Raw genomic sequence first — 13,588 nt, 5'->3', positions numbered from 1 at the left:
GGACTTGGGTAAGCCCTTATTTGAAGAAACAGGGCACTTTTTCAATAATATGCCCCGGTGGGGTTGGCGCGGTGATTGATAGAGCTGGTTCATCTCACACCGAACAGGGCGGCGGGCCTGCGGTAAAGTGGTTAAGCCGATCCGAACCTGTTTTACCCAACTGATGGGGCCCACCACCATGTACCTAAAATCTTTGACCGTGCGCGGCTTTAAATCTTTTGCCTCGGCTACCGTGTTTGAGTTTGAGCCGGGCCTCAACGTGCTGGTAGGGCCGAACGGGTCGGGTAAATCCAACGTGGTAGACGCCCTGGCCTGGGTCATGGGCGCTCAGGGGGCCAAGCAGCTGCGCGGTGGGACCATGAAAGACGTTATCTTTGCCGGTGCTGGCTCTCGTGGTGCGCTGGGGCGCGCCAAGGTGGAGCTGGTCATTGATAACGAGGACGGCGCTCTGCCCCTGCCACATGCTGAAATTCGACTGTCTCGGACCATGTTTTCTGCCGGTGGGTCTGAATATGAGATTAATGGTCAGTCTGCGCGTCTTGCTGATGTGCAGGATCTGCTGGCGGACGCTGGGGTGGGCCGAGAGCTCTATACCCTGGTGGGCCAGGGGCAGGTCGATAAGATTCTGCACGGCACCGCCGATGACCGCAGGGAGCTCATCGAGCAGGCTGCTGGCTTGCTCAAGCACCGCAAGCGTCAGGCTAAGACTGCCGGCAAGTTGGATGATCTGAAGACTAACCTGGACCGGTTAGAGGATCTTGCTGGTGAGCTGGCTGACCAGTTGGAGGGGCGTAAGGAACAGGCTGAGGCGGCCAGGGCTGCTGGCGAGGTGGCCAGCCGCGTCCGCAGTCTTACTGCCGACCTACTGACCTGCGAAGCTCGGGGCATGGCCAAGGAGCGAGAGGCTGAGATAGCCGCCGGTGAACAGGCTGAGTCTGCCCGAATGCGGGCTCAGGAGCGCAGTAGCGCCCTTCAGGAACAGCTAGGAAAGCTGAGTGTTGCCCATCAGGCAGCCAAGGAGGTGCTCGAAAAGGTTGCCCGGCGCAGTACCGCGCTCAAGGAGCTTGCCCACCGGGTGGAAACGGTGCAGTTGGTTGCCGCTGAACGCTTGAGTGGCGTTCAGCATGAAGAGGAAGAAAAGGACGCCGCCACCCGCTTGGCCCAGGCTGCCCAGGTCTGGGAGCGGGAAAAGGAAACGTACGCTCAGGCCCAACAGGCGGCTCAGGCAGGGGCTGAGGAGGTGGCTTCTGCCCGAGTAGTCTTCGAGGCTGCCCAGAAGCTGTTGAATGAAACCCAGCAGGCCCTTGAGGTAGCCCAGCAGCAGGCTAAGGGCTACCGGGAAAGCCTGTCTGAGCTCACCACGGGGCTGGCCTCTGCCCGTGCAGCTTTTGAAAAAGCCCGGGAAGAAACAGGGCGACGGGCAGCTGAATATGCTGAGGCCAAGGAGCAGGGTGCCTCAGCCGGGGCTGATACCGAAAAGGCTCGGGCAAGGGTGGAAGGTTTCCGGGAGCAACTGCTAGAGGCAGAAAACCAGGAGAAAAAGCTTCGTCAGGCCCGCCAGCAGGCGGATGCTCAGGTTGGAGAGAGCCGCCATGAGCTGCATCAAGTTCAGGTAAAGCTTCATTCTGCTCGGGCACGATATGAAGCCTTAAAAGCTGCCTGGGACCATGATGGAGATGAGAGCGGGGATGATGAAGGTCTACGTCAGCAGGCCCTGGAGCAGGGAGCTGAAGAGCTTATTTCTCTACTTGAGGTTGAGCAAGTCTGGCAGGGCGCTCTGGCTACTGTACTGGGTCCCTATTTGCGAGTCCTGGCTCTAGACGGTAGCGCTGCCCTGCCTGGCGAGGTCTCCCAGATTTACTCTCTTGAGATACCTCTTTCTGTATCTGACATGTATGAACTGTCTTTATCTCAAGCTGAGGTTTATAAAGCCAGTAGATGCATTGACGTCCTTTCCGCTCCGCAGGCCCTAAAACCTACCCTGGCCCTACTGACTGCCAACGTCTACCTAGTCCCCGATGAAACAACCGCCCGAACTCTGGTCCAGGATTACCCACAGGTCAGCGCCGTGACGCCAGAGGGGATAAGTGTAACTGCCGGGTCTGTGCTCTACCCCTCGGAACAGAGACCCCTGACTGAAAGCTACGCTGAACTGTCCCAGGCTGAGCGAACCTGTGGCGTCCTTGCTGATGAACAGCAGCAAGCAGAGACAGTCTATAGGCAGGCCCAAGAAGCCCTTAAAGCTGCTCAGGAGGCTGAGAAAGCACAGGCGCGAATCACAGGCTCCCTGGCGGCCCAGCTGGCCACCGCCCGCGCAGAACTGGCCACCCTCACCGGCCGGGCAGAAAGCTCCCAGGCCTCTCTTAGGCGCCTACAAGAAGCTGCCGCTCGCGCAGACGAAACCCAGAAAGAAGCCCAGGCAGCACTGTCCAAGGCCCAAGAAGCTCTGGCTCAGACTCAGCAGAACAAACCCGAGGCTGACCTCGATACCCTGAGCGGAGCCGTCCGCGCGGCAGAACAGACCCTGGCCGAGGCTGCCGAAACAAAAACCCTGGCCGAGGCTGCTTGTATTTACGCCCGCGAAAAGGAAGAGGCCGCCCAGGCCCGCCTGACCCAGGCTCAAGAGGCGCTCAGCGCCCTGGAGCAGGCGGATAAGGCTCGCCAGCAGCGCCAGCAGGAGGAGGCGGACGCCCGCCACCAGGCGCGCAGGGTCGCTGCCCGTGCGCAGGCCCTGGCACTGGCTATTGAGCGGGTGCAGGCTCTGGAAGATGAGGCGCATCAGAAGGCCCTGAAGAAAGTCCAAGAAGCCAGTAAGGTTCTGAACGCTACCCGTGAAGAACTAGCAGGATCCCAGGCTTCGCTTGCTGCCGCCCTGACCCTGCAAGCTGAAGCTGCTGCCCAGGGAGCCCGGGTTGAAGCCCGCTGGGAAGCCCTTGCCCGGCGGGTGGAGAAGGACCTGGGGCTCAGTCTCGACACCCTGCTCGAAACCAGGGAAGTGAGTGATCTGCCCCGCGAATCTCTTGAAGCTCACCTGGTAGCAGCTGAGGCAGAACTGGCCCGCTTTGGAGCCATCAACCCCCTGGCCCTTGAAGAATACGAAGCCCTAGAGCAGCGTCACAGCTACCTGCGCCAGCAGATTAAGGACATCAAGGCATCGAGATCTGACCTACGGGCCGTGATGAAAGATGTGACCGGTCATATTGAGTCCTCTTTCACCCGGGCCTTAGCCGATGTGCAGGTGGAGTTTAGCCGGATTTTTGCTCTGCTCTTTCCCGGCGGGCAGGCCGAGCTGGTACTGGCAGACCCCAACGACCTGGAACACAGCGGCCTTGATATCCGGGTCAAGCCTGCTGGCAAGAAGGTTACCCGCTTATCCCTGCTCTCTGGCGGCGAGCGCACCCTGGCCTCACTGGCACTGTTGCTGGCAGTCTTTATGGCTCGCCTAGCCCCCTTCTATGTGCTCGATGAGGTGGAAGCGGCGCTTGATGACCGGAATCTAGGCCGCCTGCTGGAGGTGCTGGCGGAACTTCGGGAGAAGTCCCAGCTGCTGATGATTACCCACCACCAGCGCACCATGGCTCAGGCTGATACCCTTTACGGCATTTCCATGCGGCAGGGGGTTTCGACCGTCCTTTCTCATCGCTTAGAGGACTAAGAGTTCTACCTGCCGGTGTAGCCCTCGTCGGCTATATCGGCCGGGAACTTGGGCCGGTAGCCGGGGAACCAGCCGATAGCTGCAAGAAGTAGCAGGGAACCTGCGACGATGAAGGTGGGGAAGAAGCCCCAGGCATCGATGATAAAGCCGGCTACAAGCGGGCCAACGATGAGGCCGATGTCCGAAACCATCTGATAGTAGGCCAGGGGCTGGCCACCGGAGCGCTTATTGCCCACGATGTCTGACACGGCAGCCTGCAGGGAGGGCCCGAGCAGGGCTGAGGCGATACCGAGAAGCACAGCCGCACCTACAAAGACCGCGGGATGGGTGATGATGCCGAAGACGATAGTGACGATTCCCGCCAGAATCAGCCCAGAAAAGATCATGGGGCGGCGGCCGATCTTATCGCCCATCTTGCCTGAATAAATCTGTACAAGGGCATTGCCAGCTGCATAGGTAGCGAGGGTAAAGCCTGCCAGCTTGGCCCCGGCAACAGCGGCATCGTAGCCAGCCTCCCCGGCATGCAGGTTGGCCAGGAGGGCTACCGCGGCAAGAGGGACCACGGTGGACTGTAGCCCGAAGACGCTCCACCCTACCGCCAGGTTAGTTACCAGGGCGGCTTTGAAGTTGGTGAATTTGAGGGCGTCAGCCAGTTTGAGTTCGGGCTTGGGAATAGCAATGCCCTGGGTGTTGAGGTTGACTTCCTGCGGCTCGTCCTTGAGCTGGGTAAGAACTACCAGAGCTGCGCACAGGAGCATCGCGGCATAAACAAAGAAAGGCATCCGCATGCCCAGAGAGGAAGCCGCTGCGCCCAGTACCGGCCCCAAGATATTGCCCAGCAGGAAGGACGTAGCAAAGTAGCCCGAGACCTTACCCCGAATAGTGGGGGGAGAGTTGCGCACCAGAATACCCATGGCCGCTACGGTAAACATGACCGAACCGGTTCCGCCTACAATACGGGAGACAATGAGCATTGGGTAGTTGACCGAAAGACCGGCTCCGATGGAGCCCAGCCCCACGATAATGAGGCCCGCTGAGTAGATGCGGCGCTCCCCGAAGCGGGAGATGAGGCGACCGGACGCCGGCGCGAAGGCCAGGCGGGAGAGGGCGAAGGCAGAGACAACGAAGGTCGCTGCCATGGCACCCACGTCAAAGCTGCGGGCAAATCCTGGGAGGACCGGGGCTACGAGTCCGTAGCCGAGGGCTATCAGAAAGGAGGCTGCAATGAGCACCTTGATCTGGGTGGGTACCTTGACGGCTTTGGTTGCGCTCGGCTTTTGAGTGCGGCTTTCCTGCCGTACTAATTCGGGGATGATGGGGATAGCCCCGGTATCCATGGAGGGGGTGGGTATGTGGTTACTCATGTGCGTGTGTTGTGGTGCCTCTGTGCTGTATCTATCGTTCCGAAAAGTATCTTAGCTCACAATGGCTGCTGTTGTGGGGTGGCGCTGTGCAGAAGTGCATTCTACTCCCATCATCGGGGCTGTATGGGGCGGGGAGAATATGGCAAGCTAGAAGGGTGAACGATTCTCTAACTCTCATTGTGTACATACTTCTGGGTGTGCTGATTCTAGGCGGCGTACTCGCCGTTCTGCTGCGCGGCCCCAAAGCCCCTAAGGAAGGCTACGAGGGCACCCGCGATTCTGATGACCTACCCTCTGATAGCGCTGACGGCCCGGTTACCACGATCGAGCGTCCGGCCTCCGCCCAGGGGCGACTGGTGCGCCTACGCGCCCGCCTTTCCCGGTCCAATAACCTGCTGGGTAAGGGGCTGCTGGCTCTGCTCTCTCGCGACAAGATTGACCAGGACGTCTGGGATGAGGTCGAAGAAACCCTACTGCTAGCAGACTTGGGTGCTGAGCCCTCCGCTCGCCTGGTGGAGGCTCTGCAGCAGCGTGTACGCGTGGAGGGCACCGAGAACCCCGCCCACGTTAAGCAGATGCTGCGTGAGGAACTTCTTACTATCGTGGGTGAAGATACCGACCGCTCCCTGGCGCTAGATGGTGCCGATGGCAACCCCGGCGTTGTGCTCGTTGTGGGCGTCAACGGCGTCGGCAAGACCACTACAGTGGGTAAGCTGGCCCGCGTGATGGTCGCTGAAGAGAAGAATCTGCTACTGGGTGCGGCTGATACCTTCCGTGCGGCAGCGGCCGACCAGCTTCAGACCTGGGGCGATCGGGTGGGTGTTGATACCGTCCGCTCAGAGAAGGACGGCGCCGACCCTGCTTCCGTTGCCTTCGAAGCTATTCGCGAGGGCAAGGCCCGCGGTGTTGATACCGTCATGATCGATACCGCCGGACGCCTGCAGAACAAGGCCGGGCTGATGGACCAGCTGGGCAAAATCAAGCGCGTGGTTGAGAAGGAAGCGCCCGTGACCGAGGTGCTCCTGGTCATTGATGCCACCACCGGCCAGAACGGCATGATTCAGGCCAAGGTCTTCTCCGAGGTGGTTCAGATTACCGGTATCGTGCTGACCAAACTCGACGGCTCAGCCAAGGGCGGCATCGTAGTTGCTATCCAGGAAGAGCTGGGTGTGCCGGTCAAGCTCATCGGCCTGGGTGAGGGCCCTGACGACCTGGCGCCCTTCGAGCCCGGTGCCTTTGTCGACGCTCTCCTCGACTAAAGTACAACCTGAGTTCATCTAGGAACCGGGGGAACTGTTTCTAACAGTTCCCCCGGTTTTTCATGCCCGCTAAGAGGGCCGGTAACCTGCCCGTTACCGCCCGAAACACCCCCGTAACCGGTGTTTTCATACCCGCAACACGGGGAGGGCACCTGTAACCGGAGCGAAACTCCATGCGCAAGCAGCCGAAACACGCGCAGAGAACAATAGAAACTGTCAACACACCAAGAGCCGGTCTACCGGCACACAGGTTTTCTTTACGGGTTTTGAAAGGGGTAACAGGTATGGAACTCACCGCTAGTGATGTTTGGACCGTGGTTGCCGCGGCACTTGTTCTGTTCATGACGCCGGGTCTCGCTCTCTTCTACAGCGGTATGACGCGAGCCAAGTCAGCACTCAACATGATGATGATGTCGGTCATCTCCATGGGTCTCGTTGGTGTCTGCTGGGTACTCTGGGGCTACAGCATGAGCGGGGGAGATGCCCTCATCCACGACATCGTCGGCTCACCCTTTAACGATTTTGGCCTATCAGCTACGCTTGCGGACGGCGGCACCAACCTTCTTTCGGTAGCCTTCAGCTCCACCTTCGCTATCATCGCGGTGGCTATCATCTCAGGGTCTATCGCGGATCGCGCCCGCTTCGGAGCCTGGTGCATCTTTGTGCCCCTCTGGCTCACCCTGGTCTACTGCCCCCTGGCCTTCATGGTGTGGGGCGGCGGTCTCTTCGGTGAAGAAGGCTTCATCGGGGCTATGTTCGGCGAAGCGATTGACTTCGCAGGTGGCTTGGTTATCCACATCAACGCCGGTGTAGCAGGTTTGATCCTGGCCCTGGTATTGGGCGCTCGCAAGGGCTTTGGGGAAGACCCAAACCAGCGCCCCCACTCCCTGCCCCTGGTCATGCTCGGTGCAGCTATCCTCTGGTTCGGCTGGTTCGGTTTCAACGTGGGGGCTGCTGCGGACGGCGCCCAGGCAGGTCTGATATGGGTCAACACCCTTGCAGCCCCGGCAGCTGCCATGCTGGGCTGGGCCTTACTGGAGCGCATCCGTGACGGCCACGTGACCTCCCTGGGGGCGGCGTCCGGCCTGGTCTCGGGTCTGGTCGCTATCACCCCGGCCTGCGCTAACGTCGATCCGGTTGGTGCCCTAGCTCTGGGCTTTATCTCGGGTATCGCCTCAGGCTGGGCAGTGGGCCTCAAGTACCGCTTGGGCTACGACGATTCTCTTGACGTAGTGGGTGTACACCTGGTTTCCGGTCTCATCGGCACTTTGGCTCTGGGCTTTATCGCAACCCCGGCTACCGGAACTGCAGGTCTCTTCTACGGTGGAGGTCTAGGCCTGCTGGTCACCCAGACCGTTGCAACCCTGATTTCTATGGCCTACTGCGCGGTTGTGACCCTGCTGATTGTGATCACGATTCACCGCACCATGGGTTTCCGGGTCAGCGAGAAGCAGGAGATCCAGGGTATCGACCTGGCCCAGCACGCTGAAACCGCCTACGCCATGTCGAGTGGCACCTCCGGTGCCTTCGCTAAAAACTAGAGGGAATTCACGCTATGAAACTTATTACCGCTTTGATTCAGCCCGAAAAATTCGACGACATCCGCCAGGCCCTCGAAAACTTTGGGGTCGACGGGATGACGGTGTCAGAAGCCCAGGGCTACGGACGCCAGCACGGGCACGTAGAGGTCTACCGCGGCAAGGAATACGACATTCGCCTGATTCCTAAAATTCGACTGGAAATCCTGGCTGATCTTGATCGGGCGGAGGACATCATCGACTTGATCATCGCCACCGCTAACACCGGCAGCGCCGGGGACGGCAAAATCTGGGTGAGCAGCGTGGACGAGGTGGTTCGGGTGCGCACCGGAGAACGCGGCGTCTCCGCCATCTAAACACAAGCGTCCTACAGATCTAGGGCAGACCCACGGTTTCGTGGGTCTGCCCTCACCTTTTGCGGTCTAGGCAGGAGAGCTAGCAGGGAGGGGCGGACGAGGTCAGGGCGGCGGCAGGGGAGTGCCGGGTAGACTAGAGGGCATGAAACTTGTCTCCTGGAATGTTGATTCACTCAATGCTGCACTCACCAGTGAGTCGGCCCGTGCCCTGCTCTCGCGCGATGTCTTTGCCTCCATCGCCCTGCTGAACCCCGACGTCCTTGCCCTCCAAGAAACCAAGCTTTCAGCCAAGGGACCCACCAAGAAACATCTCGAAGCCCTGCATGCCTACTTCCCCGATTACAAGATCGCCTGGGTATCTTCCGACGAACCGGCCCGCAAGGGCTATGCGGGCACCATGTTCCTCTACAAGCAGGAGCTAGAGCCCACCGTCACCTACCCCCGCCTTTCTGCCCCCACCACCATGGATGCAGAAGGGCGCATGATTACCCTGGAATTTGAGGACTTCTACGTCACCCAGGTCTACACCCCCAACGCTTCAGACGGGCTGCGCCGTCTGCCTGACCGCCAGGTCTGGGACCGTCTCTACGCCGATTATCTTGCCGGTCTGAACGCCTCCAAGCCCGTGCTTGCAACCGGCGACTTCAACGTTGCCCACACCGAAATTGACCTGGCCAACCCCAAGGCTAACCGCCGCTCACCCGGCTTCACCGACGAAGAGCGCGAGGGCTTTACCCATATTCTCTCCCGGGGTTTTACCGACACCTTCCGCCACCTGCACGGGGACGTCGCCGGAGCCTACACCTGGTGGGCCCAGCGATCCCGTACCTCAAAGATCAACAACACAGGCTGGCGCATTGACTACTGGCTGGTATCAGACCGGGTCGCTGAGAAAGTGCGGGCTTCAGAAATGATTGATTCAGGCCCGCGCCAGGACCACACGCCGATTCTGCTAGAAATCGACCTGTAAGCACCGATGGGTAGACGGGGCACCTGCATAAGCGGGTGCCCTTTTGCTGTGGGGGAGGGCCCGCTATCTGACATGAATTATTAATAATTTGTGAAGCATCGTGGCAAGGAAAAGCTGGGGGTGGGTGTAGGGAGCGGACGCCGCCCGCCGGTTTTTCGGGTTTTTTCAGCCCGGTGGGGTGCTTGAGGGTAGGTAGGGGAGGCGTCGGCGCTGCTGCAAGGAGCGCACAATAAGAGGGCCTTACTTGATGTGATGGGTGCGACAAAATATACTCAATTCATTACGTCATCTTATGTCAGGTGTCACACGCTGGCAGAACCCGTAAAGGCACACACAATGTTTCATCCCACGAACGAGGTCGCCGCATGATTAAGTACCTCTTAAGGCGCATCGCCGTCTACGCCGTCATGATTTTCTTGACGACCACCGGCGGTTACTTCCTGGCCGTTACCTCCCTTAACCCCGCCCTGCTCGAGCAGGAGCGCATTCCCCGGCCCACTCCGGAGCAGATTCAGCGCAACTTTGCTGCCCTGAACCTTGACCCCTCGATGAGCGCCTGGGAACGCTACGTTCAGTGGCTGACCAATGTTGTTCTGCACTGGGACTGGGGCCGCAGCCCCAACGGCGCCTACATCAACGCTGAATTCGGCCAGCGCGTGTGGGTTTCAACCCGCCTCTACATTGTGGCTGTGATTCTTTCGCTGATTATCGGTGTTGCCCTGGGCGTTTACTCAGCAGCCCGTCAGTACAAGTTCTCTGACCGCGTTATCACCGGCTACTCCTACCTGGTGTACATTCTGCCTGCCCCCATCGCCTACTTCATGGTGCAGCTCGGTGCAGTGGCCATCAACAACATGGCGGGGGAGCGCATCTTCTTCGTCACCGGTATCTCGTCCCCCGGTGTGGAGCCGGGTTTGCCCTACATCATTGACCTGGCTGCCCACTACATCGTGCCTACCTTCTGTATCACGATTATGAGCTGGGGCGGCTACCAGATTGCCCAGCGCCAGTACCTGCTCGATAGCGTCAACGCCGACTTCGTGCGTACTGCCCGAGCCAAGGGCCTGACCCGCAACCAGGCTATTCGCCGTCATGCCCTGCGCGTTTCCTTCATCCCCGTGGCCCAGTCCATCGCCTTTACTGTCCCGGCTATCTTCACCGGCGGTATCTTCGCCGAAATGATTTTCGCCTGGCCCGGTGTTGGCCTCTGGTCGGTGCAGGCGATTGGCGCACAGGACGTCAACGCGGCGGTAGCTACCCTGGCCTACGGTTCTTTCATCTTTGCGGTAGGCGCAATTCTTGCTGATATTGCTACCACCATCGTCGATCCCCGAGTGAGAATCTCATGAGCAATTCACCTTCGCTAGACCATAACAACATGACCGGGATTATCACCCGCGTGGATCAGGCTAACGCTGATTTTGAGATTATCAGCAAGAGCAAGATTATCTTCCGCCGCTTTATGCGTAACCGGGCGGCAGCCTTTGGCCTGGTTGTCTTCCTGCTGGTGGTAGCCTTTGGCTTCTTTGGTGGCCTGCTGGCCCAGTGGGATACCACCACCATCGACCCCTTCTATATCTCAACCGGCCCCAGCGCCGCCCACTGGTTCGGTACTACCAGTGCTGGAACCGACCTTTACGCCCAGATGGTTGAGGCGGTGCGCACTTCGGTCTTTATCGGCCTGATTGTGGGCGGTGTATCGGTTATCTTCGCGGCAGTCTACGGCTGTGTGATGGCCTACTTTGGTGGCAAGGTCGATAAGACCATGCTCTTTGCGCTGGAAACCCTGATTATGGCTCCCAGCCTGCTGGTAGTTGCTATCGTGGTCAACGGTGCTGGCGGTCAGGGCCTTCGCGAAAACGTGCCCGGCTGGCTGCTGCTGACCATCGTGCTCCTGATTTTTAGCTGGATGTACACGGCCCGTGTGATTCGAGCTATGGCTATGTCACTGATTTCCCGCGACTACGTGAAGGCTGCCCGCTACATGGGTGTGCACCCCATGAAGATTGTGTGGCGCCACCTGGTTCCCAACATTGGGTCGCTCATGGTTCTGGAGTTCACCCGCGGTATTACCGCAGCGATTCTGGCTGAGGTCTCCTTCACCTTCATCGGTATTGGCGTCAAGTACCCCAACTTCTCTCTGGGCTCCCTGATCGCCCAGGCATCGAGCCAGATTAACACCCTGCCCTGGATGTTCTGGATCCCGCTGCTGTTCTTCTTCCTCTTGGTAGGCCCCCTGGCCCTGATGAATGACGGTCTGCGTGACGCCTTTGACCCCACCTCCCTCTCCGTTGGCAAAGTTAAGAAAAAGAAGAAGTAAATGAGCACTACACCAGTACTGAGCGTCAAGGACCTCAACGTCAAGTTCAATACAGAAAACGGTATTGTGCATGCGGTGCGCGGCATTGACTTCGACCTGTATGCAGGCAAAACCCTGGGTATTGTGGGTGAGTCTGGCTCCGGTAAGTCCGTAGCTTCTATGGCAATCATGGGCCTGCACCCCACCACCGCTGATATCACCGGCTCTATTAAGTACAACGGTACTGAGCTTCTGGGGCTTTCTGATAAGCAGATGTGCGAGTATCGAGGTAAAGATATCTCGATGGTCTTTCAGGATCCCCTCTCATCCCTGACCCCGGTGTTTTCCATCGGCCACCAGCTTGCCGAGGTGCTCAAGGTTCACAACAAGAACATGAGTGCCCAGGCCATCAAGGCCCGCTCTGTTGAGCTGCTGCGCATGGTGGGTATTCCTTCACCTGAGAGCCGACTCAAGTCTTTCCCCCACGAGTTCTCTGGCGGTATGCGCCAGCGCGTGATGATTGCTATGGCCATTGCCAATGAGCCGCGTGTGCTGATTGCCGATGAGCCCACCACTGCGCTCGACGTAACGATTCAGGCCCAGGTGCTTGAGGTTATGCAGAAGGCCCAGGAGGAGACCGGCGCTGCAACCATCATGATTACCCACGATTTGGGTATCGTGGCGGGCATGGCTGATGAAATCATCGTCATGTACGCCGGTAAGGCGGTTGAACATGCGGTTGCCGAGGATCTCTACAAGAAGCCCTCTATGCCCTACACCATCGGTCTGCTAGGCGCTGTGCCGCGCGTAGACCGCAAGGAGAAGGTGTCACTGGTTCCGATTGAGGGCACACCCCCCAACCTGCTCTACGAGGTTAAAGGCTGCTCCTTTGCCGATCGCTGCCCGGTGGCTACGGACGAGTGCCGCGTGATTGAGCCTCAACTGAAAGAGGTTGCGGGTACGGCCCGAAACCACCGAGCTGCCTGCCTTTTTGCTGACCGGTTTGTGAACGAGCGCCCGGAGCAGATGTTCCCTGTACCCCAGATCCCTGTTTCTGAGCTCGATGCCCTGCCGCGTGAGCAGCGGGCCTCGGTGCTTGAGGTCAAGGATGTTAAGAAGTTCTTCCCGCTGACCAAGGGGGCGCTCTTCAAGCGCCGGGTAGGTACCGTGAAGGCCGTTAACGGCGTCAGCTTTGATATCCGTGAGGGTGAGTGCTTCTCGATTGTAGGTGAGTCTGGTTGCGGTAAGACCACCACCTTGCTGGAAATCATGGAATTTAACAAGGACCTTGACGGTGAGATTGTCATTGACGGCGTCTCAAACAAGCAGGGTCTTCGCGGTTCTGAACTCAATGCCCTGCGTAAGAACCAGCAGATGGTCTTCCAGGACCCCACCGGTGCCCTTGACCCCCGTTTCACTGTCTATGAGGTACTGGCTGAGCCCCTGATTAACCAGGGCTGGGCTGTGAAAGACATCAAGAAGCGGGTGCTGGAGCTCATGAAGACGGTGGGCCTGCAACCTGACCACGTCAACCGCTTCCCCAACCAGTTCTCGGGTGGTCAGCGTCAGCGCATCGGCATTGCACGAGCTCTGGCCGTGAACCCCAAACTGGTTGCTTTGGACGAGCCCGTTTCGGCTCTGGACGTTTCGGTGCAGGCAGGCGTTATCAACCTGCTTGAAAAGCTGCGTGTTGAGCTGGGCCTCAGCTACCTCATGGTGGCCCACGACCTGGCGGTGGTTCGCCATGCATCTGACCGGGTAGCTGTCATGTACCTGGGCCGAATCGTTGAAATCGGTCATGTAGATGCGGTCTTCGATAACCCCGTCCACCCCTACACCCGGGCCCTGCTCTCCGCGATTCCGGTGCCTGACCCTGAGGTAGAGGCCAACCGCCAGCGCATCATGCTTGAGGGTGATCTGCCTACACCTGTTAATGCTCCTGAGGGCTGTGCTTTTGCAACCCGCTGCCCGATTTTCAAGCTCCTGCCTGAAGATAAGCAGCGCAACTGCACCCAGAACCAGCCGGTGCTGTCATCTGCCGGTGAGGATCACCAGTTTGCCTGTCATTATCCCGAACACAAAGTTGCTATGAGCTAAATCTCATGTGTACTATGTGATGTGAACCATCACACATGTGTCTCACCCCC

Annotated in this window: 9 protein-coding genes; 8 read left to right on the top strand and 1 reads right to left on the bottom strand. The window is 59.0% G+C overall.

All coding sequences use genetic code 11. From position 1 onward, the window contains the following. Positions 1 to 178 precede the first annotated feature (178 nt). Entirely contained in the window at positions 179 to 3,655 is a 3,477-nt protein-coding gene (smc, locus tag ACED88_RS08040) for a chromosome segregation protein SMC (protein WP_449109288.1), read from the top strand. 5 nt (positions 3,656 to 3,660) lie between these two features. Here smc and ACED88_RS08035 read toward each other — a convergent pair whose 3' ends face one another. After that, positions 3,661 to 5,019: an MFS transporter gene (locus tag ACED88_RS08035; protein ID WP_449109287.1), complete on the bottom strand. Its 1,359-nt coding sequence runs from the start codon at positions 5,017 to 5,019 to the stop codon at positions 3,661 to 3,663. A 155-nt stretch (positions 5,020 to 5,174) separates the two neighbouring features. On the opposite strand from ACED88_RS08035, the gene ftsY reads away from it, so the two are divergent. The 7 genes from ftsY to ACED88_RS08000 all read left to right on the top strand — a co-directional run bounded on the left by ftsY (position 5,175) and on the right by ACED88_RS08000 (position 13,538). After that, positions 5,175 to 6,278, top strand: coding sequence for a signal recognition particle-docking protein FtsY (gene ftsY, locus ACED88_RS08030; protein ID WP_449109286.1), 1,104 nt, complete (start codon positions 5,175 to 5,177; stop codon positions 6,276 to 6,278). Between the two features lie 284 nt (positions 6,279 to 6,562). Beyond that, entirely contained in the window at positions 6,563 to 7,819 is a 1,257-nt protein-coding gene (locus tag ACED88_RS08025; RefSeq protein WP_449109285.1) for an ammonium transporter, read from the top strand. A 14-nt stretch (positions 7,820 to 7,833) separates the two neighbouring features. Then, positions 7,834 to 8,172: a P-II family nitrogen regulator gene (locus tag ACED88_RS08020; RefSeq protein WP_237205811.1), complete on the top strand. Its 339-nt coding sequence runs from the start codon at positions 7,834 to 7,836 to the stop codon at positions 8,170 to 8,172. Between the two features lie 142 nt (positions 8,173 to 8,314). Continuing rightward, positions 8,315 to 9,142 carry an exodeoxyribonuclease III gene (locus ACED88_RS08015; RefSeq protein ID WP_449109284.1) on the top strand — a complete coding sequence of 276 codons (828 nt, stop codon included), beginning with the start codon at positions 8,315 to 8,317 and terminating at the stop codon, positions 9,140 to 9,142. A 365-nt stretch (positions 9,143 to 9,507) separates the two neighbouring features. Further along, positions 9,508 to 10,491 carry an ABC transporter permease gene (locus tag ACED88_RS08010; RefSeq protein ID WP_449109283.1) on the top strand — a complete coding sequence of 328 codons (984 nt, stop codon included), beginning with the start codon at positions 9,508 to 9,510 and terminating at the stop codon, positions 10,489 to 10,491. 29 nt (positions 10,492 to 10,520) lie between these two features. Further along, on the top strand, positions 10,521 to 11,462 hold the full coding sequence (locus ACED88_RS08005; protein ID WP_449109305.1) for an ABC transporter permease: 942 nt from the start codon (positions 10,521 to 10,523) through the stop codon (positions 11,460 to 11,462). Then, complete coding sequence (locus ACED88_RS08000) at positions 11,463 to 13,538, top strand: dipeptide ABC transporter ATP-binding protein (RefSeq protein ID WP_449109282.1); 2,076 nt, start codon at positions 11,463 to 11,465, stop codon at positions 13,536 to 13,538. It begins immediately after the preceding gene. The last annotated feature ends 50 nt before the right edge of the window (positions 13,539 to 13,588 follow it).

This window comes from Rothia sp. 11273D007AR (genome assembly GCF_053547255.1).
The sequence above is the reverse complement of the archived record's forward strand: the minus strand, read 5'-3'. Positions and strand labels throughout refer to the sequence as shown.

What these genes read in the sequence shown, in the direction of transcription:
- smc (WP_449109288.1), top strand. Translation starts at nt 179, where the DNA reads ATGTACCTAAAATCTTTGACCGTGCGCGGCTTTAAATCTTTTGCCTCG.
- ACED88_RS08035 (WP_449109287.1), bottom strand. Translation starts at nt 5,019, where the DNA reads ATGAGTAACCACATACCCACCCCCTCCATGGATACCGGGGCTATCCCC.
- ACED88_RS08025 (WP_449109285.1), top strand. Translation starts at nt 6,563, where the DNA reads ATGGAACTCACCGCTAGTGATGTTTGGACCGTGGTTGCCGCGGCACTT.
- ACED88_RS08020 (WP_237205811.1), top strand. Translation starts at nt 7,834, where the DNA reads ATGAAACTTATTACCGCTTTGATTCAGCCCGAAAAATTCGACGACATC.
- ACED88_RS08015 (WP_449109284.1), top strand. Translation starts at nt 8,315, where the DNA reads ATGAAACTTGTCTCCTGGAATGTTGATTCACTCAATGCTGCACTCACC.
- ACED88_RS08010 (WP_449109283.1), top strand. Translation starts at nt 9,508, where the DNA reads ATGATTAAGTACCTCTTAAGGCGCATCGCCGTCTACGCCGTCATGATT.
- ACED88_RS08005 (WP_449109305.1), top strand. Translation starts at nt 10,521, where the DNA reads ATGACCGGGATTATCACCCGCGTGGATCAGGCTAACGCTGATTTTGAG.
- ACED88_RS08000 (WP_449109282.1), top strand. Translation starts at nt 11,463, where the DNA reads ATGAGCACTACACCAGTACTGAGCGTCAAGGACCTCAACGTCAAGTTC.